Source organism: Kribbella turkmenica (assembly GCF_004348725.1).
In the GTDB taxonomy this organism is placed as follows: domain Bacteria; phylum Actinomycetota; class Actinomycetes; order Propionibacteriales; family Kribbellaceae; genus Kribbella; species Kribbella turkmenica.
In genome coordinates, this window is sequence record NZ_SMKR01000047.1 from 1 (window position 1) to 23,273 (window position 23,273).

The 23,273-nt window shown below is 70.0% G+C and carries 19 protein-coding genes; 14 read left to right on the plus strand and 5 right to left on the minus strand.

Annotated features, from left to right (window positions below; genetic code table 11):
• Positions 1-192: 192 nt before the first annotated feature.
• Positions 193-798, plus strand: coding sequence for a hypothetical protein (locus E1218_RS13195; RefSeq protein ID WP_132319777.1), 606 nt, complete (start codon positions 193-195; stop codon positions 796-798).
• 125 nt (positions 799-923) lie between these two features.
• Here E1218_RS13195 and E1218_RS13200 read toward each other — a convergent pair whose 3' ends face one another.
• Positions 924-4,112 carry a M36 family metallopeptidase gene (locus tag E1218_RS13200; RefSeq protein WP_132319779.1) on the minus strand — a complete coding sequence of 1,063 codons (3,189 nt, stop codon included), beginning with the start codon at positions 4,110-4,112 and terminating at the stop codon, positions 924-926.
• A 328-nt stretch (positions 4,113-4,440) separates the two neighbouring features.
• Here E1218_RS13200 and E1218_RS13205 point away from each other — a divergent pair, with 328 nt between their 5' ends.
• The 4 genes from E1218_RS13205 (at position 4,441) to E1218_RS13220 (ending at position 8,116) form a co-directional block, all read left to right on the plus strand.
• Positions 4,441-4,839, plus strand: coding sequence for a hypothetical protein (locus tag E1218_RS13205; RefSeq protein ID WP_132319781.1), 399 nt, complete (start codon positions 4,441-4,443; stop codon positions 4,837-4,839).
• Between the two features lies 1 nt (position 4,840).
• On the plus strand, positions 4,841-6,046 hold the full coding sequence (locus tag E1218_RS13210; RefSeq protein WP_132319783.1) for a hypothetical protein: 1,206 nt from the start codon (positions 4,841-4,843) through the stop codon (positions 6,044-6,046).
• Positions 6,047-6,250: 204 nt separating this feature from the next.
• Positions 6,251-6,709 carry a MarR family winged helix-turn-helix transcriptional regulator gene (locus E1218_RS13215; protein WP_132319785.1) on the plus strand — a complete coding sequence of 153 codons (459 nt, stop codon included), beginning with the start codon at positions 6,251-6,253 and terminating at the stop codon, positions 6,707-6,709.
• A gap of 33 nt (positions 6,710-6,742) precedes the next feature.
• The gene (locus E1218_RS13220; RefSeq protein WP_132319787.1) at positions 6,743-8,116 is read left to right on the plus strand and encodes a Dyp-type peroxidase; all 1,374 of its coding nucleotides are present in this window, start codon (positions 6,743-6,745) and stop codon (positions 8,114-8,116) included.
• A 27-nt stretch (positions 8,117-8,143) separates the two neighbouring features.
• Here E1218_RS13220 and E1218_RS36035 read toward each other — a convergent pair whose 3' ends face one another.
• Both E1218_RS36035 and E1218_RS13225 read right to left on the minus strand, forming a co-directional pair.
• The gene (locus E1218_RS36035) at positions 8,144-8,317 is read right to left on the minus strand and encodes a hypothetical protein (protein ID WP_165949252.1); all 174 of its coding nucleotides are present in this window, start codon (positions 8,315-8,317) and stop codon (positions 8,144-8,146) included.
• A gap of 59 nt (positions 8,318-8,376) precedes the next feature.
• Positions 8,377-9,234, minus strand: a complete 858-nt coding sequence (locus E1218_RS13225; protein ID WP_202865977.1) for a phosphotransferase family protein — start codon at positions 9,232-9,234, stop codon at positions 8,377-8,379.
• Positions 9,235-9,450: 216 nt separating this feature from the next.
• Here E1218_RS13225 and E1218_RS13230 point away from each other — a divergent pair, with 216 nt between their 5' ends.
• The gene (locus E1218_RS13230; RefSeq protein ID WP_202865979.1) at positions 9,451-10,506 is read left to right on the plus strand and encodes a class I SAM-dependent methyltransferase; all 1,056 of its coding nucleotides are present in this window, start codon (positions 9,451-9,453) and stop codon (positions 10,504-10,506) included.
• A gap of 34 nt (positions 10,507-10,540) precedes the next feature.
• Here the strand turns inward: E1218_RS13230 and E1218_RS13235 are convergent, their stop codons facing one another.
• Positions 10,541-11,509, minus strand: a complete 969-nt coding sequence (locus E1218_RS13235) for an NmrA/HSCARG family protein (RefSeq protein ID WP_132319789.1) — start codon at positions 11,507-11,509, stop codon at positions 10,541-10,543.
• Between the two features lie 79 nt (positions 11,510-11,588).
• Between E1218_RS13235 and E1218_RS13240 the strand changes: the two genes are divergently transcribed.
• From E1218_RS13240 to E1218_RS36040, 3 genes are all read left to right on the plus strand, one after another.
• Positions 11,589-12,089: a MarR family winged helix-turn-helix transcriptional regulator gene (locus tag E1218_RS13240; protein ID WP_132319791.1), complete on the plus strand. Its 501-nt coding sequence runs from the start codon at positions 11,589-11,591 to the stop codon at positions 12,087-12,089.
• Between the two features lie 269 nt (positions 12,090-12,358).
• Entirely contained in the window at positions 12,359-17,221 is a 4,863-nt protein-coding gene (locus E1218_RS13245) for an NAD-glutamate dehydrogenase (RefSeq protein WP_132319793.1), read from the plus strand.
• A gap of 152 nt (positions 17,222-17,373) precedes the next feature.
• Positions 17,374-17,520 carry a hypothetical protein gene (locus tag E1218_RS36040; protein ID WP_165949253.1) on the plus strand — a complete coding sequence of 49 codons (147 nt, stop codon included), beginning with the start codon at positions 17,374-17,376 and terminating at the stop codon, positions 17,518-17,520.
• Here the strand turns inward: E1218_RS36040 and E1218_RS13250 are convergent, their stop codons facing one another.
• Positions 17,521-18,261, minus strand: a complete 741-nt coding sequence (locus E1218_RS13250; protein WP_132319795.1) for a GntR family transcriptional regulator — start codon at positions 18,259-18,261, stop codon at positions 17,521-17,523.
• Positions 18,262-18,501: 240 nt separating this feature from the next.
• On the opposite strand from E1218_RS13250, the gene E1218_RS13255 reads away from it, so the two are divergent.
• From E1218_RS13255 to iolB, 5 genes are read left to right on the plus strand one after another with little or no spacing between them, the layout of a single operon-like run.
• Positions 18,502-19,488, plus strand: a complete 987-nt coding sequence (locus E1218_RS13255) for a Gfo/Idh/MocA family protein (RefSeq protein ID WP_132319797.1) — start codon at positions 18,502-18,504, stop codon at positions 19,486-19,488.
• A gap of 29 nt (positions 19,489-19,517) precedes the next feature.
• Positions 19,518-20,402: a sugar phosphate isomerase/epimerase family protein gene (locus E1218_RS13260; protein ID WP_132319799.1), complete on the plus strand. Its 885-nt coding sequence runs from the start codon at positions 19,518-19,520 to the stop codon at positions 20,400-20,402.
• Positions 20,399-21,409, plus strand: coding sequence for a 5-dehydro-2-deoxygluconokinase (gene iolC, locus E1218_RS13265; protein WP_132319801.1), 1,011 nt, complete (start codon positions 20,399-20,401; stop codon positions 21,407-21,409). The genes E1218_RS13260 and iolC overlap by 4 nt, the downstream gene beginning before the upstream one ends.
• Positions 21,406-22,338 carry a Cgl0159 family (beta/alpha)8-fold protein gene (locus E1218_RS13270; protein WP_233712202.1) on the plus strand — a complete coding sequence of 311 codons (933 nt, stop codon included), beginning with the start codon at positions 21,406-21,408 and terminating at the stop codon, positions 22,336-22,338. The genes iolC and E1218_RS13270 overlap by 4 nt, the downstream gene beginning before the upstream one ends.
• The gene (iolB, locus tag E1218_RS13275; RefSeq protein ID WP_132319803.1) at positions 22,335-23,228 is read left to right on the plus strand and encodes a 5-deoxy-glucuronate isomerase; all 894 of its coding nucleotides are present in this window, start codon (positions 22,335-22,337) and stop codon (positions 23,226-23,228) included. The genes E1218_RS13270 and iolB overlap by 4 nt, the downstream gene beginning before the upstream one ends.
• The last annotated feature ends 45 nt before the right edge of the window (positions 23,229-23,273 follow it).

A 23,273-nucleotide genomic window follows, 5' to 3' on the forward strand; every position in this document is an offset into this window, starting at 1 on the left:
CTGGTGGTGGGTTGGTGAACGGCCGCCGCCACAGGCCAGCGTCCCGGTCTTACCAGAGGCCTCTCAGAACCCGAAACGTGTCAGGGATCCACTCCCCGCGCCAGCGACCGTTCGGATGTCATTAGGGAAACGTACCGATGGGAACTGGTCGAGAATCCCGTCATCAGCCGAGCCGCAGAGGAGATCTGTTTCGTGAAGCTCTATTCGGACGTGGGCGGCCAGCGGTTCGGGCAGTTGGTCGGCGATCTGATGCTGGCCGGCTGGATCTGGCTGTGCGTGGAGCTCGGGCGGTTGGTGTTCCGGATCACCAACGCGCTGGGTGCGCCGGGACGCAAGACGGCCGAGGCGGGCGACGGGCTGGCGAACGACCTGCGGAAGTTGTCCGAGCCGATCGGTAAGGTGCCCGCGCTCGGGGACGAGTTGCGGTCGCCGGTCGACGGCGCCGCGGCGGCGGCCGGACGGATGGCACAGGCCGGCCGGGACCAGGCGCACGCGGTCGAGCAGTTGGCGTACGTGCTGGCGGGGGTGACGATCGGGCTGCCGGTGTTGTTCGCGATGCTGATCTGGCTGCCGCGGCGGATCCGGTTCTCCCGGCGGGCGACGGCGGCGCAGAAGTTCATCGACAGCGCCGCGGATCTGGACCTGTTCGCGCTCCGGGCGATGGCGAGCCAGCCGATGCACCGGCTGGCGACGATCTCCGACGACCCGGTCGGCGCCTGGCGCGACGGCGACACCGAGGTCATCACCAGACTCGCGGACCTGGAGCTCCGCAGCACCGGCTTGCGTGCACCGTCGTGAGTACGCTCGTCGGGTGGCGCGGGTGCTGCTGGTCGAGGAGGACGCGCTCGGACGTCGCCGCCGGTTCGGACGAGCGATCCGGTCGGCGGCGCGGGTTGTTCGCCCGCGCCGCCGTCCGGTCCGACCTACTGGGTGTCGGTGATGGTCAGGGTTACTGGCAAGGCGGCGCCGAGGTACAGGTGGGTGACGACGTACTTGGCGTTGGAGGGTATGACACCGGTCTCGTCGGGCGCCGCGGTGGCGACCTGGCCGAGGAGCTGGCAGGACGAGCTGTAGAAGTAGACGTCCAGGTCCCAGGTGCCGATACCTGAGCCCTTGACCGAGATGGCATGGGCGCCGTCACCGGACTCGCCGGAGAGGGTGGTCACATGGCCGTCGACGTCCTGGCTGGCCGGCGGAGCCATGCAGGTATTGACGAACTCCGTTCCCGTCACGCCGGGATCGACGACGTTGGCGGGCTCGCCGGCCTTGATGGTGAAGGTCTCGGTGACCGGCGCGTCCGGCGGCGTGGGCGGCAGCGGCTCGACCTGCTTCACCGTGCCGGAGAAGACCTGCAGGTCACCGGTCTGGACGTTCGTCTTGGTGTCTCCCATCGCCTCGTCGGTCCAGAACCGCAGGTACGACGCGGTGACCGGCTTGGCGAGGGTGAACGTCTTGTAGTGCACGTCCGGCAGCACCGGCCGGGGAGCCTGGTACGAGAACGCGTTCTTGCCGAACGCCGGGACGGTCGTCCAGTTCACCCCGTCGTTGCTGGTCTGCAGCGTGAACGACTTGAGCGCCTCGAACCGGGACGACGTGTAGGCCGACACCTGTACGGCCGAGATCGCGGCCGGTTGGGCCAGCTTGACCACCGCGTTCCCGGTGCCGGCGGCGGCTGAGAAGGTCGTGCCCTCGGTGTCGTCGATCAGCGGCTTGGCGCCGTCCGGGTTCGTGGTGGAGACGATGCTCGCGCCGTTCGCCGCCGACGCGAGGTTCGGCGCCAGCACGAACTTCTTCGCCGTGGTCCCTCCCGCCTTCACCTGCAGGCCGGTGAAGGTCTGGGCTCCGAAGCCCGGCGCCTGGATCGTGACCGGATAGGTCCCCGCGACGGCAGGTACGGCGAACGCGCCGGCCGGTCCGGTCTTCGCCGCCGGGCTGACCTTCGCCTCGAACATGCCGAGGATGACCTTGGCACCGGCCACGGGCTTGCCTGTCGACGCGTTCAGCACGACACCGTTGAGGCTGCCGTTGAGTGCCGGGTTGCGGTGCTCGAAACCCGGCACCGGGTCGATGTCGTTCGCCCCGGTGGGGTCGTCGTCGGTCGTGTGGTTGCTCGCCGACGTACCCATCCCCCGCTGCGCGAAAGCGGTGTAGACGAGGTCGATCAGCTCACCGGCGTCCGGCCGCGAGTGGTATCTGTTGTCCAAGGCAACGATCATCGCGTCGCGGACGTCCAGCATCGACGGGTCGTTGGGGGACAGCGGCATCGCGTCGGTGACCGCGCGGGCGGCGATCTCCGAGCCGAGTGCCTGCCCGTACTTCGCCACCAGGGCCTTGCGCAGCTGCCACAGGGTCGCCGTCCAGATCTCCCCGTCGGCGTGCACCTCCGGTCCGGTCAGGTCGTACCCGATGTCGCCGAAAGTCGTCGGGTTCTGGTCGTACGGCCAGTTCCGGATCGCCCGGAACGTGTTGCCGGTCGCGTACGCGCCGAGCTCGGAAGTGGTCTGCAGGCCTTCACGGTGCAGGTAGTCCAGGCCGTACCAGTCACCCCAGCCTTCACCCATCGAGCCGGACTGGTGACCGCCGAGCGCGCCGTCCTCGGTGCCGACGTAGCGGTTCGACAGACCGTGGGAGTACTCGTGCTGGATGACGCCGGCGTCGAAGTCGCCGTCACGGCACTTGCCCTCGAACGCGTCGTTGATCGGTTCCCAGAGGAACATTCCGCTCCACGGTGCGATGCCGTCCGGCAGCGTAAGCATGTAGGCGTTGTCGCGCCCGGTGTACGTCGGGGCGCCGCCGGACACCGCGCCCGCCTGGGCCAGGCCCTGGATCGCGTCACCGCCCAGACCGCCCTTGCCGAAGTTGTCGATCTGGAAGTTCCCGGCCGACTCCGTGAATCCGAGGTCGTAGTACTCGTCGTGGATGCGGTTGTGGTGGTAGAAGAGGTTGGTCGCCGACGGATCGATGTCGTGGCTGTACGACGGGACGGCGCACTGCTGCTCGCCCCACTGGTCGGTGAACACGTAGTTGAACTTGCCCTGCGGATCGGCCGGGCGTGGACCGGGGTCGATCGGGCCGATGAAGTTCGACCAGTTCGCATGCGCGTTGGCGTTGTTGCCGAAGGTGGTGACGCCGGTTCCGGTCAGGCCGAGCGGGTCCACCCAGCCGTTCGGTGACTCCGGCGTCCGCCCGAACGACACTCGTTCCGGCGTACCACCGGCGGGCGCGCCCGGGTAGTTGCGGTAGACGGTTCCCTCGGGGTCGAGCGGCCCTTCGTGCTGGACGAGGCTGCGCCGGTACAGCACCTCGCCGGACCTGGCGTCCACGAGCACGTCGTACGCCTCGTCCTGAGCTTTGACGAAGAGCACCTGGTACGCCGCGCGGCCGCCTTCAGCGGTGCCGAAGGTGGTCTTTCGCAGGTACGAGTTCGCGGCGAAGGGGCCCCTGGCAACGACCTGGTAGCCGGCCTGGCTCGCACCGGTGAGGGACGGTTCGTACTTCACCTGCGGGGCCAGTGCGGCGGCCACCTTCGTCAGTGCGACCTGTGGGGAGAGGTCGAACGAGCCGACCAGGGCGTTGCTGCGGCTGGTGGAGCCGGTGTAGCTCAGCACCCGGCCGTCAGCCGCGACGAGAACGCCGACCGAACCACCGCGTGCGGCGGGGATACCGCCGAACGTCTGGGTCAGGTTGACCACCCTGGACCCGGTGCCGGGCAGCGAATGGTCGCGGCGGACGGCCATTGCGGCGATGTCGGCAGCGCTGAGGCCGAGCACCGCCCGGTTCTCGGTCAGCCAAGCCCTGGCGACGTCGACGGCCGAGCCGGGCCGTGGTCCGGACAGTGCCTCGCCGACATCCGGTCTGATGGTGCGGGGCGTGCCGTAGCGCGGATCCCAGGTGACGCGGGCGCCGGCACCGGCACCGGCAAGGATCGCCGCGACGGCGTCGACCTGGCTGGTGGTAGGACGGACCAGCGAGGCGACGCGGCTGTCGGCTACCACGCCGGCCGGGGACGGATCGACCAGCGCCTGTGCGCCGGTAGTTGCGCCGAAGGCGCCTATCAGGGCTGATCCCGCGGCCAGCAGTGCCAGGGATCTCACAACGAGCGGATTGCGCATGGCGGAACACCTCACAGTTCCTCGCTCCGCAGAGCGTGTTCGATTCGGGCGGTGAATCTGAGTGCTCAACGATTCACCAGGGTCGGGGTTACGCCGTTCTTTCGAGGGTCGTGGTCGGGAACCTTGGACGTGAATTCCCCTCATTTCCTGGGGTTCCGAGGCCCGCTGGGTCGCCGAGACAGCCGGGCCGGATGACCATCGGACGCAACGAGATCGCGCTCGCCCTTGCCGCGCCGTGACCCGGTCGGCCGGGTTCGGCGAGATACGCGTCACCGTCCATGGACGCGGCTCGTCCGCTGTGCGAATCTGCTCGAGGGAGGGGCGGCCAATGGACAACGAACTTCGGGTGCAGGTGCTGGTTCCCCGCGAAGCGGTCCAGGAGTTGCGGCAGGCCGGCGACGTGCAGGTGAGCGAGCCGACGGCGGTCCGGCCCGACCGGGCGCTGGCCGACGGCGGTTTCGTCGAGTTCGTCGTCATCGGGCTGGTCGGTCTGGCCGGTGCGGTGATCTCGCGGCTGGTCCGGTTGCACGAACGCAACACCGAGTCGGGCGTCATCCTGGATCTCGGGACGGATCCGCCGTCGATCAGCTACGTCGCGCGGGTTCCGCACGGCACGCTGATCGTGCGCGAGCCGAACCGGCCGGCGCAGGTCCACAGCCTGCAGGGCAAGGATCCGGTGGAGGTCCAGCAGTTGTTCGACGTGCTGGTGGCGGCTGCCGGCGGCTGACGTGAACAGCCGGTTCGACTTCCTCACCGGGATCGTGCACGTCGATGCCGACGCCCCGGCCGACTGGGTCGAGGAGCCGGTCCTGCCCGTCTGGGCCAGGCTGAACGACCCGGCCTGGGGCGACCGCCTGCCCCGGCTGCTGATTCACGAGACCGTGCACTTCTGGCAGTTGCTCGGCTCTGGTTACCTGACGCGGTTGGTGGCCGACGAATGGCAGCGGCTGCTCGCGCTCGAGGCCGACGGCACGCTGCTGGCCGAGTCCGCGCGGGTCGCCGCGCATCGCGATCCGACCGCCGTACCGTTCGCGGCCGACGAGCTCGTCGAAGCCTGGTGCCGCTACTGGGACGTCCACATCCGGGGGCCGTTGCGGGTGATGGCCGAGGAGCACCTCGAGCGTCCGGAAGGACCGACCAGGCCTGAGGCGTACTCCCACACCGACTACGACTTCGTGATGACGCATGGTCCGTTGGAGCAGTTGTACGCCCGGCCGTACCGCTGGCTGCTCGACCGGACCGGCGGCGATTCCTTGATCTGCAACGCGCTCTTCCCGTTCGTGGTCTTCACGGCGTTCGCCTCCGACGAGCCGGTGACGTTCGTCCGCGAGGCGATGGGCAGGCTGCTGACCGACGACGTGATCGCCTTCGTGCGGCGCGCCGCGGCGGAGCAGCGGTACCTGATCAACCAGGTCTGGCTCGCGATCGCCGAAACGGTGCTTCAACAGCACCTCGGACCGCTCCTGGTCGAGCTCAGCGGACCGTCGCTGATGGTCGGTTCCGAACTCGTCTGCGAGCCGCCGCTGTCCGTTCATCCGCTGCTCGGTCCCTACGCCGTCAAGGCCGCCAAGTCGAACTTCGGGCTGTGGGCGGCGTACTTCTACCCGGCCGGCGCCGGCGACAGCCCGGCGTACGCGTCGGAGCTGAGCCGGCTCGCCCGGGAAGGGCCGGTCATCGCCCAGCTCTGCATGCCCGGCCAGCCGTGGTACCGGCTGACGCTCGGCGCGCTCGTCCCGCCGCCGGTCATCCGGTTCCGCAACCTGACGTGGTCGGCGCCGGTCGAGCTGGAGGTCGGCATCCCGCACGGCTACCGCGCGAAGGACGGCGAAACCTTCGCCCCGGCGGTCGAGGCGCTCGAACGCCGCGCGCGGTACTTCCGCTACGCCCAGGAGGAGGTCGCCCTCGGCCTCCCCATCGGCACCTTCCCCCGCTGAGCTCAGCTCTCGCCGCGGCCGGACAAGATCTGCGGGAGGAACAGGACGACGTTCAGGACGTCGAGGAAGATCGACGCGGCCGGCAGCGGTGCCGAGTCCGTCGCCGGCCGATCCGGAGGTCTTCACATTTGTTGCCAATGGCAACTTCAAGGGATCGGCCGGTCGCTGGGCCGGGTCGCGGGCCGGGCGTGCGACGATGCGGTCATGGCTGATGTACCGGGGCGCCCGCAGCCGCCCGCGATGCTGGGGAACCTGACGTTCGTGCTGGCGATGGCGGGCGGTTCGGCGCGGGTGCGCGTCGAAGAGGTGCTGTCCGCGTTCGGGATCGGCCTGCGGGGACTCGGCATCCTGGCCCATCTCGCGGTCGAGCCCGACCTGTCGTACTCCGCGCTGGCCCGCCGGTCGAACGTCACCGTCCAGACCATGACGGCGTCGATCAAAGCACTGCAGACCAGCGGGTTCATCGCCCCCCGGGACCCCACTCGCGCCGGACGGGCGGCGCGATTGCTGCTGACCGAGTACGGGCGGCAGACCCTGGCCGCCGTCGACGAGGCGGTCGCCGCGATGTCCGACGACTGGCTTCCGCTCGACGCCGCCGAGCGGAAGATCCTGGCCGCGCTGCTCGCGAAGGTCGTGCGCGCGACCGTCGAGCGCAGTACCTGACCGTAACCTACAGGGACCCTGTAGGTTAGGTCCATGTCATCCGATCCGGACTTCTCCGCGCCTACCGTCCGTCCCTCCCGTCGCGCCGTTCTCACGCACGGCGCCGCTGCGGCCACCGCGGCGGCCGTCGGTGTCGCCGCGGGTACGCAGCTCGATTCCGCGGACGCCGCCCCGCCCAGCCCGGTGGTGCCGTTCTACGGCGAACACCAGGCAGGCATCGTCACCGAGCAGCAGTCGAACGTCGTCCTCGCGGCCTTCGACGTCACCGCCGGCAGGGCCGGTCTGCGTCGGCTGCTGGACGACTGGACAGCCCTCGGTGCCGCGTTGAGCGAGGGCCGGCCCGCTCCGGCGCGCAAGCAGCAACCCGCCGGACTGGCGGCCGACTCGGCGATCGCGTCCGGGCTCGATCCGGCCCGGTTCACGATGACCGTCGGGCTCGGGCCCGGGCTCTTCGACCGCCGGTTCGGCCTGGCCGCGCGGCGACCGGCGAAGCTCGACCCGTTGCCGTCGTTCCCGGGAGACGATGCGCTCGACGAGGTGCGCAGCGGCGGCGACCTGATTGTGCAGTTGTGCGCGGACGACCCGCAGGTGCTGAGTCACGCCTTCCTGCAGGTCCGCGCGACGGCTCCCGGCCTGGCACGTCTGCGCTGGTCGGACACGGGGTTCATCAGCCGGCCCTCGAACGGGCACGCGCCACGCAACCTGCTGGGCCAGCAGGACGGTACGGCGAATCCGGCGCCGGGCCCTGATCGTGATCGACTGGTGTGGGTCGACAAGTCCGCCGAACCGGCGTGGATGCACGGTGGGACCTACCTGGTGTTCCGGCGCATCAGATTGCGCCTGCCGGACTGGTCGCTGACCCCCGTGGCCAAGCAGGACCAGGCGATCGGGCGGCGGGTCGACGGGTCACCGCTCTCGGCGCCGGCCGGTGCGGACCCGTCCACGCCGCTCGACCTCGACGCGAAGGACGCCACGGGTGGCCCGGCCATCCCGGCCAGGGCGCACGTCCGGCAGATGCACCGCTTCGAGATGTACCGCCGCTCGTACAACTACGACCGCGGCTTCGATCCCCACGCGGCGCCGGGCCACGGCGCGGACGGGCACGCCTCGGCGGGACACGGGCACGGCCATGGTCATGGGCATGGTGATGGGCATGGTGATGGGCATGGTGATGGGCATCGTCATGGGCATGGTGATGGTGATGGTCATGTGGGACACGACTCGTACGACGCCGGCCTGTTGTTCCTGACGTACACCCAGGATCCGGCCCGCCAGTTCGTCCCGGCGCAGCATGTCCTCGCCACCGTCGACGACCTGAACCGCTTCCTCCAGACGACCGGCAGCGGCATCTTCGCCGTCCCGCCGGGTCTCCGCCCCGGCCGTTCGTTAGCGGCAGGGCTCGTATAGATGCTCTGGTGGGCGGCGTCTCGCCGTTCAGTGACGGGCGGTCCGGCCGCGAAGGAAATGGATGACAGCGGCGACCGGTCCGCACACCAGTCCGGTGCCCGCGCCGGTGAAGAGACTGCCGATGCTCATCGCGCCACGCAGGAAGGCCTCCTCGGCGCCCGCGGACAGCGTGCCCTGCAGATCGCCGAGACTTGGGGTCACGGTGGTGAAGACCCGGTTCCAGAACAGGTCGTGCCCGATCGCCAGGATGGCGCCGTCGCTCAGTTGGGGGTGAACAACCAGTCGACGGCGGCGAGCGACTTGTCGAGGTACGGCGTGCGGCCGGTCTCGAGGCCGAACCGGAGGTCTTCGAGCAGGGAGCAGCGGGCGTAGAACCACGCGCGCTCCCGGAGCTCGTCCCCGGCCGGGTACCGGTCGAGCGCCGCGTCGAAGGCGGCCGGTCCCAGGTCACGCAGGATCAGGCCGAAGTCGCGGGCCGGGTCGCAGCGGGCGGCGTCCGACCAGTCGATGACGCCGGTGATCTTCTCGGTGCCCGGGGCAACGAGGACGTGTTCGATGCCAAGGTCGTTGTGGGAGAAGACGAGCTCGGGCGCCGGGTCGGGGAGCGGCCGGAGCAGGAACTCTTCGACCGCGCGGTGGTTGGCCGGTGGCAACGCCTGCCCGACGTCCGCGTACTGCTCGGCCGCCTCGTCGCGCCAGTCGGCCAATGGTTCCTCGTCGCGGTCGACCAGGCCGGTCCATCGGCCAGGGTCCGACCTGTGCAGTACGGCGAGGAACGCACCCAGTTCGGCGCCGATCGTCACGGCGTGCGTCGTCCGGTCGGCGATCGGGATGTCGATCAGCGGCGTACCCGTGAGCTTCCGGTAGGCCAGGCAGTCGTGCTCGGCGAGCGCGAAAACCGGTGCCGGAACCGGCAACGGGCTGACCTCACCGACCCTGCCGAGCAGCGCCTCCTCCCGGCTGACCGAGCCCGGCTCGCGGGCGATCCGGACCACGAGTTCGTCGTTCACCGCGAACGCCACGTTGTCCAGCCCCGCGCCCAGCCGCACCACCCGCCGGACGTCGTACCCCGGCAACCCGATTCCCACCAGCCGTCGAACCTCCCCTTCGGTCACCACATCCGGGAGCCTAGTAGACGAGTCGTCGCCTGGACGGACGGCAGACCGTCCGATGGTCGCACCTCGGCATGGTCGGCTCACCACCCGTCACCGGGCGCTTGCCTGATCCTTACGGTGTTTCGGCCTCCCTTGACCGCGACTGGCGTCGCGACGGCAATGGAAGAACGCGGTCCGGCGCAGATTCGCTGGACGATCGACCAGGGGAGGACAGCAAGGATGGCTATCGACGAGGGAAAACTGAATGAACTGCTGGGACAGTTCGTGACCGACTTAGGTGGGGCATTCCACGCGGTCAGTGCGGTGATCGGAGACCGGCTCGGTCTCTACCGTGCGCTGCAGGCCACCATGCCCGCGACGCCTGCCGAGGTCGCGTCTGCCGCCGGGGCGGGGGAGCGCTATGTACGCGAGTGGTTGTCCGGGCAGGCGGCCGGAGGCTACGTCAGCTACGACCCGCGGGCCGATCGCTTCCATCTCACCGAGGAACAGGAGTTCGCGCTGGCGTGGCCGGACGGGATGCAGACCGCGGCCGCGTTCCACATCCCGGTAGCCGTGGCGAGGAACGTCGACGCGGTCACCGAGGCCATCCGCACCGGACGTGGGTTCGGCTGGCACGAGCACGACACCAGCCTGTACGAGGGCACCGAACGGTTCTTCCGCCCGGGCTACGTGGCCAACTTGTTGTCGTCGTGGATCCCGGCCCTGGACGGCGTCGAGGAGCGGCTCCGGGCCGGCGCCAAGGTCGCGGATGTCGGCTGCGGGCACGGGGCGTCGACCCTCCTGATCGCGGAGTCCTATCCAGAGTCCGACGTGATCGGGTTCGACTACCACGGGCCTTCGATCGAACAGGCGCGCAAGCGCGCCTCGGAGGCGGGCCTGGGAACGCGGGTGTCGTTCGAGGTTGCGAGTGCGGCCGGATTCCCGGGCACCGGCTACGACCTGGTCGCCATCTTCGACGCGCTGCACGACATGCCGGACCCGCTGGGTGCTGCGAAGCACATCCGCGCCGCGCTGAGGCCGGATGGGACCTTCCTGCTCGTGGAGCCGTTCGCGAACGACCGTCTGGAGGACAACCTGAATCCGGTCGGGCGGCTGTACTACGGCGCATCGACCACGGTGTGCGTAGCGCACTCGATGACCGCGGAGCCGCGTACGGCGCTCGGCGCACAGGCCGGCGAGGCCCGGCTGACCGAACTCCTGCGCGAAGCCGGCTTCACCCGCGTCCGTCGAGCCACCGAGACCCCGTTCAACATCATCCTCGAGGCCCGGCCGTGACGGGCGGATCGGTTGCGCCGATCCGCCCCACGACCTACGTCGTACGGATGGCGTCCTTGTGCGCGGCCAGCCAGTCTGCGAAGGACTGCAGTTCGGGGTTGAGGTCGCGGACGTTGTCGAGGTCGCGGTCGCCGGTGAAGACCTCGTGGTTCTCGGCGTAGTACTGGAACATGTTGCTGAACTCGACGGCGTACGGGAAGTCGAGAGCGCGGTACCGCTCCCACGGCAGTGGGCGGTAGGCGACCTTCTCGCCGAGGGCCTCGGTCAGGGCGGCCGCGTACTGGTCGCCGGTCAGGTGGTCGCCCGCGATGCTGATCGTCGCGCCGATCAGGCCGGGGCGCTTGAAGACCGCCCGGGCGGCCTTGCCGATGTCCTCGGAGGCGATGCCGGACAGCGGCTTGTCGGCCATCGGCATCGAGATGGTCAGCGTGCCGTCCTCGGCGCGGACCGGCTCCATCCCGCTGACGAACGCGTCGAAGTAGAACGTGGTCCGCAGGTTCGTCGTCGGTACGCCGTACTTCGTGAACAGCTCGTCCGCCTCGGCCTTGGCGTCGAAGTGCGGGACGGTGTAGCGGCCGTCGTCCAGTCGCGGAACGTCGTCGCGGCCGTCGAAGAACGGGCGGGTGTCGTCGAGCGTCGACCAGATCAGGTGCGCCACCCCGGCGTCGCGAGCGGCCCGGGCGGCGGTCTCGGCGTGGGCCAGTTCCATCTCGGCGGCGGTGCGCCCGGCCTCCTCCTCGGGGCTGCGCTGAGCCCAGTAGTTGGTCACCACGAACGCGCCGTACGCACCGTCGAAGGCAGACCGCACGCTCGGTTCGTCGTCGAGGTCGGCAGCGACCACCTCGGCGCCCGCGGCGGCGAGGGCCTTCGCCTTGGCGGACTCCGGGTCGCGGGTCAGCGCCCGGACGGCGAACTCGCCGGACGAGTCCGCGAGGATCGCGCGGACCAGGCCGCCGCCCTGGGCCCCGGTAGCGCCGACGACCGCGATCAGCTTCGTGCTCATATGGGTGGACTCCTTAGGTTGATGCGTCAACCAAGCCAGCATAGCGCGCTAGGTTGATGCGTCAACCCGGTCCGGTAGGATGGGGGACGTGGGCAAGGGACCGTGGCTCGACGACGACGAGCAGGCCGCGTGGCGCAGCTATCTGCTGATGAACAAGACGCTGGCGACACACCTGGAGCGACACCTCCAGCGGGAGTTCGGCATGTCCAACTCGGACTTCGAGATCCTGGTGAACCTGTCCGAGTCGGAGCACGGCCGGATGCGCGCCTTCGAGCTCGGCCGGGCGACGCAGTGGGAGAAGAGCCGGATGTCGCACCACCTGAGCCGGATGGAGAAGCGCGGCCTGATCCGCAAGGAGGCCTGCGAGTCCCGCTACCCCGAGATCGTCATCACCGAGAAGGGGCTGGCCGCGATCAGGGCCTGCGCGCCGGCGCACGCCGCCCGGGTCCGCGAGTTCTTCGTCGACGTCCTCGGCACCGACCGGATGATCGCCCTCGGCCAGGCGTCGGACGAGATCGTCGACACCATCGGCAAGCACTGCGAGAGCGACTGCCCGCCGGAGGTCAGCGGTCTGGGCTGAGCTGGGGACGCGGTCCCGGACAGCTCTCAGCAGAACTTCGCAGCCGTCAGATCACCGCCGGTGAGCTGGTGCATGCGCGCCGCGCAGTACTGGCCTGCCGGCTCCGGCACACCGTCTCGACCCGGTTGTGAAAGGTGATGAATCAGGCGTCGGACAGGCCCGTCCCGACAGCACACCAGTGACAAAGGTGGACTAGTCTCTGAGTGACGGCACAATGTCGTGCCGTCCGGTGCGGAGCGCGCCGGTGGCACGCGTGGAGACGGTGGGGAATGCAGAGCAAGCTGGACGTCCAGAAGGCGGATGTGCTCGCCAAGGCGGTGGCTGCGGGAACACAGGGGCACGACAAGTCGATCGATCCGGCCAAGCTGAAGACCTTCCTCGAGCGGTACTACCGCCACGTTGCCGCCGAGGACGTCGCCGAACGGGAGCCGACCGACTGCCTGGGCGCCGCGAAGCACCACTACAAGTCCGCGACGTCACGGCCGCAGGGGACCGCCAAGGTCCACGTGTTCACCCCGACCCCCGAGGACCACGGCTGGTCCGCGAACGGCCGGACCGTGGTGGAGATCGTCGTCGACGACATGCCGTTCCTGGTGGACAGCGCGTCGATGGTGATCAACGAGCACAACCTCGAGCTGCAACTGCTCGTGCACCCGCAGTTCGTCGTCCGGCGGGACATGGCCGGCACGCTGCAGGAGGTGCTGGACGACAACGTCACCTCGGACGAGCACGACCTCGTCCGGGAGAGCTGGATGCACCTGGAGATCGAGCGGATCCCCGACGTCGCCGAGCAGCGGGCGCTGGAGCAGACGCTGCAGCGGGTGCTCCAGGACGTCCGGGTGGCGGTCGAGGACTGGCCGAAGATGCACGAGAAGGCCGTCACCATCGCCGAGGGCCTGGACGCGTCCCGGCTGCCGGTCGGCGAGAACGAGGTGGAGGAGGCCCGGGAGCTGCTCGAGTGGCTCGCCGACGAACACTTCACCTTCCTCGGCTACCGCGAGTACGACTTCACCATGGAGGGCGAGCAGGGCATCCTGCGCGGCCGGCCGGGCTCCGGCCTGGGCATCCTCCGGGCCGACCCGAAGCCGAACTCGGGCAAGCTCCCGCCCGAGGTGAGCGCGAAGGCGCAGGAGCGCAAGCTGCTCATCCTGACCAAGGCGAACTCCCGGTCGACCGTGCACCGGTCGGCGTACCTGGACTACGTCGGGATCAAGCAGTTCGACGACAGCGGCGAGCCGGTCGCGGAGTGCCGGTTCATCGGTCTGCTGTCGTCGACGGCGTACACCGAGAGCGTCATGCAGGTGCCGGTGCTGCGGCGCAAGGCGCTGGAGCTGTTCCGGCTGACCGGATTCGACCCGAACAGCCACAGCGGCAAAGGTCTGCTCGACGTGCTGGAGACCTACCCGCGCGACGAGCTGCTGCAGGCGCCGGTGGAGGACCTGCTGCCGATCGTGCAGTCGGTGCTGCACATGCAGGAGCGCCGCGCCGTCAAGCTGTTCGTCCGGCGGGACGTCTACAACCGCTACCTCTCCTGCCTGGTCTACCTTCCGCGTGACCGCTACACCACCGCTGTCCGGCTGAAGATGCAGCAGATCCTCAAGGACGCGATCGGCGCCGAGACGGTCACGTACGCCGCCTACGTCACCGAGTCCGTGCTGGCCCGCGTGCACTTCGTCGTCCGGATGAAGCAGGGCGAGACGGTCGGCGAGTACGACGCCGAGTTGCTCGAGCAGAAGGTGATCGAGGCGACCCGCGCCTGGGTGGACGACTTCACCGCCGCGCTGCACGCCAAGGGCGGCGACGTCGCGGTCACCCAGCTGTCCCGCAAGTACGCCGACGCGTTCCCGGAGGCGTACAAGGAGGACTTCGACGCCCGGGTCGCGGTGAACGACGTCAACGTGCTCGAGGGCCTGCCGGCCGAGAACGGGCTGGCCATGTCGCTGTACACCCCGATCGACGAGGAGTGGGCGGGTGAGCGGCGGTTCAAGGTCTACCGGACCGGCTCGCCACTGTCGCTGTCCCAGGTGCTGCCGCACCTGACCCACATGGGCGTCGAGGTGATCGACGAGCGGCCCTACGAGATCCGGCCCGTCGGCACCACGGCGTACATCTACGACTTCGGGCTCAAGGTGCCGACCGACCTCGAGGAGCGGCCGGAGCTGCGCAAGCTGTTCTCCGACACCTTCCACGCCGTCTGGGAGGGCCGGGCCGAGTCCGACAAGCTGAACGCGCTGGTCCTCAGGGGCAACCTCACCTGGCGCCAGGTGTCCGTCCTGCGGGCCTACCAGAAGTACATCCGCCAGGGCGGTACGCCGTTCAGCCAGAACTACATCGAGAACACCTTCCTGAACCACGTGGACGTCGCGAGCCTGCTGGTGCAGCTGTTCGAGACCAGCTTCGACCCGGCCCGCGGTGCGGCCGACGACCCGGACCGGCGGTCGCTGGCCGGGCAGCTGGAGAAGGAGATCCTGGCCGCGCTGGACACGGTGAAGAGCCTGGACGAGGACCGGATCCTGCGGTCCTACCTGACCGTGATCAAAGCGACATTGCGGACGAACTACTACCAGCCGAACGTCGCCGACGGGTCGCCGCGGCCGTACATCTCGCTGAAGCTGGAGCCGAAGGCGATCCCCGAGCTCCCGCAGCCGCGGCCGGCGTACGAGATCTTCGTGTACTCGCCGCAGGTCGAGGGTGTGCACCTGCGCTTCGGCGCGGTCGCCCGCGGCGGTCTGCGCTGGTCGGACCGGCGCGAAGACTTCCGGACCGAGGTGCTCGGCCTGGTGAAGGCCCAGATGGTGAAGAACTCGGTGATCGTGCCGGTCGGCGCGAAGGGCGGGTTCTACGCCAAGCAGCTGCCGGACCCGGCGGCCGATCGCGACGCCTGGCTGGCCGAGGGGATCGCGTCGTACAAGACGTTCGTCTCCGGCCTGCTCGACATCACCGACAACATCGTCGCCGGCAGCATCGTCTCGCCGCGGGACGTGGTCCGGTACGACGGCGACGACGCGTACCTCGTGGTCGCCGCGGACAAGGGCACGGCGACGTTCTCCGACATCGCGAACGGGGTCGCCAAGGAGTACGGCTTCTGGCTGGGCGACGCGTTCGCCTCCGGTGGCTCGGTCGGGTACGACCACAAGGCGATGGGCATCACCGCGCGCGGTGCGTGGGAGTCGGTCAAGCGGCACTTCCGCGAGCTCGGCCACGACTGCCAGAGCCAGGACTTCACCGTCGTCGGGGTCGGCGACATGTCCGGAGACGTGTTCGGCAACGGCATGCTGCTGTCGGAGCACATCCGGCTGGTGGCCGCGTTCGACCACCGGCACATCTTCCTCGACCCGTCGCCGGACGCGGCCAAGAGCTTCGCGGAACGGCGCCGGCTGTTCGAGCTGCCGCGGTCGTCGTGGGCGGACTACGACGCCGCGCTGATCTCGGCCGGCGGCGGGGTGTTCCCGCGCACGGACAAGGCGATCCCGATCTCGGCCGAGGTGCGCGCGGTGCTCGGGATCGAGGGCGCCCCGGCGACGCTGACCCCGGCCGAGCTGATGAATGCGATCCTGAAGGCGCCGGTCGACCTGTTCTGGAACGGCGGGATCGGCACCTACGTGAAGTCGTCGGCCGAGACCCACGGGGACGTCGGCGACAAGGCGAACGACGCGATCCGGGTCAACGGCGCGGAGCTGCGCGCCCGCGCGGTCGGCGAGGGCGGCAACCTCGGCTTCACCCAGCTGGGCCGGATCGAGTACGCGATGCACGGCGGCCGGATCAACACCGACTTCATCGACAACGTGGCGGGCGTGGACACCTCCGACCACGAGGTGAACATCAAGATCCTGCTCGACAAGGTGGTCGCCGACGGGGATCTGACCGAGAAGCAGCGCAACGACATCATCGCGTCGATGACCGACGAGGTGGCCGGGCTGGTGCTGAAGAGCAACTACCGGCAGAACATCTCGCTGGCGAACGCGACCGCGCAGGCGCCCGCCCTGATGCACGTCCACCAGGACTGGGTCCGGCGGCTGGAGAAGCAGGGTCTGCTGGACCGGGAGCTGGAGTTCCTGCCGAGCGTGGCCGAGTTCAAGCGGCGCAAGGCGGAGGGCCGTGGGCTGTCGTCGCCCGAGCTGTCGGTGCTGATCGCCTACACGAAGATCGTGCTCGAGGCGGAGCTGCTGAAGACGTCGCTGCCGGACGACCCGTTCCTGGCGGCCAAGCTGCTCAGCTACTTCCCGAAGGCGATCCAGCAACGCTTCGCCGACCAGATCCAGAGTCACCAGCTGCGCCGCGAGATCATCACCACCCAGGTGGTGAACGAGTTCGTGAACACCTCCGGCATCACCGCCTACCACCGGCTCTCGCTGGAGACCGGCGGGACGGTGGAGGACGTCGTCCGGGCGAACCTGGCCGCCTCCCGGATCTTCGCCCAGCCCGAGCTGCTGGCCCGCAACGCCGAGCTGGACAACGTGGTCGACGCGGCGACCCAGACCCACATGCGGCTGGAGACCCGCACCCTGGTCGAGCGGGCGACGCGATGGCTGGTCAGCAACCGGCGCCCACCGGTCGACATCGAGGACCTGATCGACTTCTTCGTCCCGGGGATCTCGAAGCTCACCGCCGCGCTGCCCGACGTACTGCGTGGTCGCGAGCTGGCGCTGTTCGAGCAACGGCGGGAAGCCTTGGTGAGCACGGGGGTGCCGGCCGACTTCGCGACCAGGATCGCCGTCCTGCCACCGGCGTACGCGGGACTGGGCATCGTCGAGACCGCGTCCCTCGGCGACCTCGACATCATGGAGGTCGCCAAGGTGCACTTCGCCCTCGGAGAGCGGCTGCAGCTCGGCCGTTTCCTCGAACGGATCATCGGCCTGCCCCGGACCGACCGCTGGCAGACGATGGCCCGGGCGGCGCTGCGCGACGACCTGCACGCCGTTCACGCCCGGCTGACCGCCCAGGTCCTGGACACGACCGACGCCTCGCTCGAGCCCGAGCAGCGTGTCATCACCTGGCAGGACCAGAACGAGGCGGCCCTGTCCCGCGCGGCCATCATGCTCGAGGAGATCGTCGAAACCGAGGGCCCGGAGCTGGCTCACCTGTCGGTGGGCCTGCGGCTGGTCCGCACCCTGCTGGCCAACCAGGCGTGAGCCCCGCGATCACTCGAGGAGGCCGCCGGCTCGGCCGGGTGCCCGGGCCGCGGGCTGACGGCCGGGACGCCGCGGATCTTCGCGACGCGACGACCGCCAGGCCGACGTGATCATCAGCTCGGCGCGGGTGGCCCCGGGCTGCGGAGGCGCTGGTGCAGCATCCGTCGTCGTTCCTCGCGGAGTTGGCGCCGGCAACGGCTCTCACGGTGAGGACGTCCGCCGGGACGGCGGGGCTGCGGGTCGGGATGTTCGTCGTGCCGCTGGACGCGCCGAGCGCCGCCGGTGCGCTCGTGCGCTGATCAGCGCTCGGAGACGACGACGTCGACCGAGTACTGGTCGGCGCGGTAGCAGTGGTCGCCGAACTCGACCGGCGAGCCGTCGGCGGCGTACGCCGAGCGGGTCATGGTGACCAGCGGCTCGGCCTTCGACATGTGCAGGGTACGGCGTTCGTCCGCGGTCGCGTTGCGGGCGCCGATCCGTTGCCGGGCGACCGTCGGCCGGATCCCGCGGGCCCGCAGGACGGCGTACAGGCCGGTGCTGGTGAGCTCCTCCAGGCTGAGGTCGTCGAGGGTCGGCGGCAACCAGTTGCGCATGATCGCCAGCGGCATGTCGTCGGCGTAGCGGAGCCGGACGATCGACACCAGCGGGGTGCCGGCGGGCAGCTCGAGGACGGCGGCGGCGCGGTCGTCCTGGGCGTCGCAGTCGAGTGAGAGCACCTCGGTCCGCGGCGTCCGGCCCTCGCGTTCGAGGTCGTCGTACAGGCTGGTGAGCTCGGCCTTGCGGTGCACCATCTGGTTCGCGACCGTCGTGCCGATCCCGCGCCGGCGGACCAGCAGGCCCTGGTTGACCAGCTCCGAGATGGCCCGGCGGACGGTCGGCCGGGACAGATTGAGCCGGTCGGACATGCCGATCTCGTTCTCGAACGGGTCGCCGGGCCGCAGCCGGCCCTCGGTGATCGCAGCGGTCAGCTGCTCGGCGAGCTGGTGGTACAGCGGCACCGGGCTCGACCGATCGAGCTGAATCGGCAGGGCGCCGGTCATGGGGCCTCCCGGCCTGGACTGAGGAGCGGGGGGAGCCCGGTCATGGGGCCCCATGACCCGCCGCGCCGGAGTACGGTCATGAGCGGATGTTACAACAGCGACGTATGTATGTCTCTACGTGAAAATGTGTTAACAAACTATTGACACGTTCCCGGCGGCCCGGAAAGCTGGCGATCAACCAGCGCGCCGCCTCCGGGAATCGGCGCGCCCTGCCGGATGACATGGGAGAGGGCTGCGCGAATGCGGATCGGGTTGGTCGGGGTCGGGCGGATCGGGGCGTTCCACGCCGCGACCCTGAAGGGGTTGCCGGCGGTGGACCAGGTGGTGGTCGCGGACGCCGACGCGACCCGCGCCGAGCTGGTCGCCAAGGACCTCGGGCTGGAGTACGCGCCGGACGTGCCCGCGCTGCTGGCGAGCGGCCTGGACGGTTTCGTGATCGCCGCCGCGACGTCGGCGCACGCGGACCTGATCGCGGCCGGGGTCGCCGCCCGGGTCCCGACGTTCTGCGAGAAGCCGGTCGCGATCGACCTGGCCGGCACCTCGCGCGTGGTCGAGCTGGTCGAGGGTTCCGACGTACCGGTGCACATCGGTTTCCAGCGCCGGTTCGACGCCGGGTACCAGGCGGCCGCGGCCGCCGTCCGCTCCGGCGAGCTCGGCTTCGTCCACCACATCCGCGCGAACACGAACGACGCGTTCCCGCCGCCGCAGGAGTACATCCCGACCAGCGGCGGGTTCTTCCGCGACTGCACCGTGCACGACTTCGACATCATCCGGTACGTCACCGGCCGCGAGGTGGTCAGCGTGTTCGCCACCGGCGCGAACCGCGGTGAGGCCTTCTTCGGCGAGTACGGCGACGTCGACGCGGCCGCCGCGCTGCTCACGCTCGACGACAACACCTTCGTCTCGGTCAGCGGCACCCGGTACAACGCCGCCGGCCACGACGTCCGGATGGAGGTCCTCGGTAGCCTCGGATCGCTCGCGGTCGGCCTGGACGAACACACCGCCCTCCGCTCGGCCGAGGCCGGCGTCACGTTCCCCGGCGGACAGCCGCATGCGACCTTCATGGACCGCTTCCGGCCCGCGTACGTCGCCGAGCTGACCGCCTTCACCGAGGTCGCCGCCGGCGCCCGCGAGGTCCCGTGCACCGTCCGCGACGCCTACCAGGCCTTCCGGATCGCCGACGCGTGCGAACAGTCCCGCCGCGAGAACCGGCTCGTCCACCTGTGACCCCCACGACCGCAGAGGAGCTCAGCCCGATGACTGACCTTGCACTCCGGATCGCCGGCGCCCCGATCTCGTGGGGTGTCTGCGAGGTTCCCGGCTGGGGCTGGCAGAACGACCCGGAGACGGTGCTCGCCGAGATGCGCGACGTCGGCATCGCGGCGACCGAGTTCGGTCCGGACGGGTTCCTGCCCGAGGACCCGGCCGACAAGGCGAAGACGCTCGCCGACCTCGGCCTCCGCGCGGTCGGCGGCTTCGTCCCCGTCGTCCTGCACGATCCCGGACACGACCCGAGTGCCGAGGTGGCCGCGGCGCTCGAGGGCTTCGTCGCCGCCGGGGCGACCACCCTGGTGCTCGCCGCGGCGACCGGCCAGGACGGGTACGACGACCGGCCGGTGCTGGACGAGACCGGCTGGACCACGTTGCTCGCCAACCTGGACAAGTTGTCCGTACTCGCGGCCGATCGCGGGGTGCTGGCCACGATCCATCCGCACGTCGGCACGATGGTCGAGAACGCCGACGACGTCGACCGGGTACTGCGGGGGTCGTCGATCGGGCTCACCCTCGACACCGGCCACCTGCTGATCGGCGGAGTCGACCCGGTCGCGCTGACGATCGAGCACACCGCGCGGATCGAGCACACGCACCTGAAGGACGTGGACGCGGCGTGGGCCGCGAAGGTCCAGTCCGGTGAGGTGTCCTACACCGACGCCGTACGTGAGGGCATGTACCGCCCGCTGGGAGCCGGCGACATCGACCTCACCACGATCGTTCGCACGCTGGAGTCCTCCGGCTACCGCGGCTGGTACGTCCTCGAGCAGGACACCATCCTCCGGTCCCGTCCCGCCGGCGAAGGTCCGCTCACCGACGTCCGCGCGAGCATCGCGCACCTCCGGTCGATCGCGGAGACCCTCGGATGACTCCGGACGAGCTCACACCGTCGGCCGGTGGGAACGAGCGACCGGACGAGGTGCTCACCATCGGGCGGATCGGCGTCGATCTGTATCCGCTGCAGGTCGGCACGCACCTGGAGGACGTGGAGAGCTTCGGGAAGTTCCTGGGCGGGAGCGCCACGAACGTCGCGGTCGCGGCGGCCCGGCACGGGCGGCGGTCGGCGGTGATCAGCCGGACCGGGAACGATCCGTTCGGCACCTTCATCCACCGCACTTTGCGCGAGCTCGGCGTCGACGACCGGTACGTGCGCCCGGTCGACAGCCTGCCGACACCGATCACGTTCTGCGAAATCTTCCCACCGGACGACTTCCCGTTGTACTTCTACCGGTTCCCGAAGGCCCCGGATCTGGAGATCTACCCCTCCGAGCTCGACCTGACCGCGATCCGGGACGCGAGCATCTACTGGTCCACCGTCACCGGCCTGTCCGCCGAACCCAGCCGCTCGGCGCACTTCGTCGCCTGGGAGGCCCGCGAACGGCGCCCGTTCACCGTGCTCGACCTCGACTACCGGCCGATGTTCTGGGCCGACCCGAGTGAGGCGCACGAGCAGGTCAGCCGGGCGCTCGACCACTGCACGGTTGCCGTGGGCAACCGTGAGGAGTGTGAGGTGGCGGTCGGCGAGACCGATCCGGACAAGGCTGCGCAGGCCCTGCTGGACCGCGGTCTCGACTTGGCGATCGTCAAGCAGGGCCCGAAGGGCACGCTGGCCCGCACCCGCGACGAGCGGGTCGAGGTACCGCCGTTCCCGGTGGAGGTGGTGAACGGTCTCGGTGCCGGCGACGGTTTCGGCGGCGCGCTCTGCCACGGACTGCTCGCCGGCTGGCCGCTGGAGAAGGTGATCCGGTTCGCCAACACAGCCGGCGCGATCGTCGCCTCCCGCCTGGAGTGCTCGACCGCCATGCCCTCCGAAGCCGAGGTCCTGAACCTGCTGGCCGGCAGCAAGCCTGCGGAAGAGCCGGGTGAGCAAGCATGAGCGACACCGGGACGCGGCAGGCCGTCGAGGCGATCGAGCGCCGGGCACGGCAGCTGGACAGCCTGACCGACCTGCGGGTACGGCAGCCCGAACGGATCAGCGAGGCCTGGCAGCAGCGGCGCCGGCGCGAGCTCGTCGGCGCGGACGGCCGGCTGCTGATCGTCGCGGCCGACCACCCGGCGCGGGGTGCGCTCGGGGTCCGCGGTGACCGGATGGCGATGGCCAGCCGCCCGGCGCTGATCGACCGGCTGATCACCGCACTGGAACGCCCGGGTGTCGACGGTGTGCTCGCGACGCCCGACGTACTCGAGGATCTGCTGCTGCTCGGGGCGCTCGAGGGCAAGGTCGTCATCGGCTCGATGAACCGCGGCGGCCTGCAGGGCGCGGCCTTCGAGCTGGACGACCGCTTCACCGCGTACCGCTCGGCCGGCGAGATCGCCGCCCGCCGGCTCGACGGCGGCAAGATGCTGACCAGGATCGACCTGGGTGATCCGGGCACGGTGGCGACGCTGGAAAGCAGTGCCGCCGCGGTCACCGGCCTGGCCGAGCACAAGCTGATGGCGATGGTCGAGCCGTTCTGGTCGACGCGCAAGGACGGGCGGGTGACGAACCTGCTCGACCCGGACTCCGTGATCAAGTCGATCCACATCGCCTCCGGTCTCGGTGCGACCAGCGCGTACACCTGGCTCAAGCTCCCGGTCGTGGACGATCTCGAGCGAGTGATGGAGGCGACGACGCTGCCGACGCTGCTGCTCGGGGGCGACCCGACCGTCTCACCCGAGGAGACCTACGCCTCCTGGGGCAAGGCACTCAGCCTCCCGTCCGTTCGTGGTCTCGTCGTCGGCCGGGCCCTGCTGTTCCCACCCGACGGCAACGTGTCGGCCGCCGTCGACCGGGCCGCCGTCCTGGTTCACGGAGGTGTCGCGTGACCGAGTGGTTCCGCCCGGCCGGTACGACGGCCCGCGACGGATTCGAGCTGATGGTCCGGCCGGGGGAGCAGGACTGGCATCACACCGGCCTGGCGATCAGCACCCTGCAGCCGGGTCAGTCGGTCCAGCTCGACACCGGCGACTGCGAGTACCTCGTCCTTCCGCTGAGCGGCTCGGCCGAGGTGATCGTGGACGGCGAGACCGTCCCGCTCGGTGGCCGCGCAGACGTCTTCGCCGGCCCGACCGATCTCGCCTACGTTCCCCGCGGTACGGCGTTCGCGGTCCTCAGCGCCGGTGGTGCGCGGATCGCGTTCCCGCACGCCAAGGCGGCCGCCGACCACCCGTTCCGGCGGATCGGTGTCGAGCAGGTGGAGACCGAGCTCCGCGGTGCAGGTGTCGCGTCCCGCCAGGTCCGCAACTTCGGCACGCCGGCCGTCCTCGAGGCCGACTCGATCATCGCCTGCGAGGTGCTCACCCCGGCCGGCAACTGGTCGTCGTACCCGCCGCACAAGCACGACGAGCACCGGCCGGGCGAGGAGAGTGAGCTCGAGGAGATCTACTACTTCGAGCTGCAGCTCGCCGACGGCGCCCCGGAAGGTGTCAAGGGCAACGACCCGATCGGCTACCAGCGGGTGTACGGCACCGAGGACCGCCCGATCGACGTGCTCGCGGAGGTCCGCAGCGGTGACCTGGTGCTGGTCCCGCATGGTTGGCATGGTCCCGCGATGGCGCCTCCCGGCTATGACATGTACTACCTGAACGTGATGGCCGGCCCCGGCGCCGAACGCGAGTGGCTGATCACCGACGACCCCCAGCACGGGTGGGTCCGCGAACTCTGGCCGACCCAGCCGATGGACCCCCGCCTCCCCCTCGGAGCCGGCCATGACTGACTCGGCCGCCCCGAGGCGAACCATGATCAACCCGACCGCCCCGGG

What these genes read in the sequence shown, in the direction of transcription:
- E1218_RS13200 (WP_132319779.1), bottom strand. Translation starts at nt 4,112, where the DNA reads ATGCGCAATCCGCTCGTTGTGAGATCCCTGGCACTGCTGGCCGCGGGA.
- E1218_RS13205 (WP_132319781.1), top strand. Translation starts at nt 4,441, where the DNA reads ATGGACAACGAACTTCGGGTGCAGGTGCTGGTTCCCCGCGAAGCGGTC.
- E1218_RS13215 (WP_132319785.1), top strand. Translation starts at nt 6,251, where the DNA reads ATGGCTGATGTACCGGGGCGCCCGCAGCCGCCCGCGATGCTGGGGAAC.
- E1218_RS13220 (WP_132319787.1), top strand. Translation starts at nt 6,743, where the DNA reads ATGTCATCCGATCCGGACTTCTCCGCGCCTACCGTCCGTCCCTCCCGT.
- E1218_RS13230 (WP_202865979.1), top strand. Translation starts at nt 9,451, where the DNA reads ATGGCTATCGACGAGGGAAAACTGAATGAACTGCTGGGACAGTTCGTG.
- E1218_RS13235 (WP_132319789.1), bottom strand. Translation starts at nt 11,509, where the DNA reads ATGAGCACGAAGCTGATCGCGGTCGTCGGCGCTACCGGGGCCCAGGGC.
- E1218_RS13240 (WP_132319791.1), top strand. Translation starts at nt 11,589, where the DNA reads ATGGGGGACGTGGGCAAGGGACCGTGGCTCGACGACGACGAGCAGGCC.
- E1218_RS13245 (WP_132319793.1), top strand. Translation starts at nt 12,359, where the DNA reads ATGCAGAGCAAGCTGGACGTCCAGAAGGCGGATGTGCTCGCCAAGGCG.
- E1218_RS13250 (WP_132319795.1), bottom strand. Translation starts at nt 18,261, where the DNA reads ATGACCGGCGCCCTGCCGATTCAGCTCGATCGGTCGAGCCCGGTGCCG.
- E1218_RS13255 (WP_132319797.1), top strand. Translation starts at nt 18,502, where the DNA reads ATGCGGATCGGGTTGGTCGGGGTCGGGCGGATCGGGGCGTTCCACGCC.
- E1218_RS13260 (WP_132319799.1), top strand. Translation starts at nt 19,518, where the DNA reads ATGACTGACCTTGCACTCCGGATCGCCGGCGCCCCGATCTCGTGGGGT.
- iolC (WP_132319801.1), top strand. Translation starts at nt 20,399, where the DNA reads ATGACTCCGGACGAGCTCACACCGTCGGCCGGTGGGAACGAGCGACCG.
- E1218_RS13270 (WP_233712202.1), top strand. Translation starts at nt 21,406, where the DNA reads ATGAGCGACACCGGGACGCGGCAGGCCGTCGAGGCGATCGAGCGCCGG.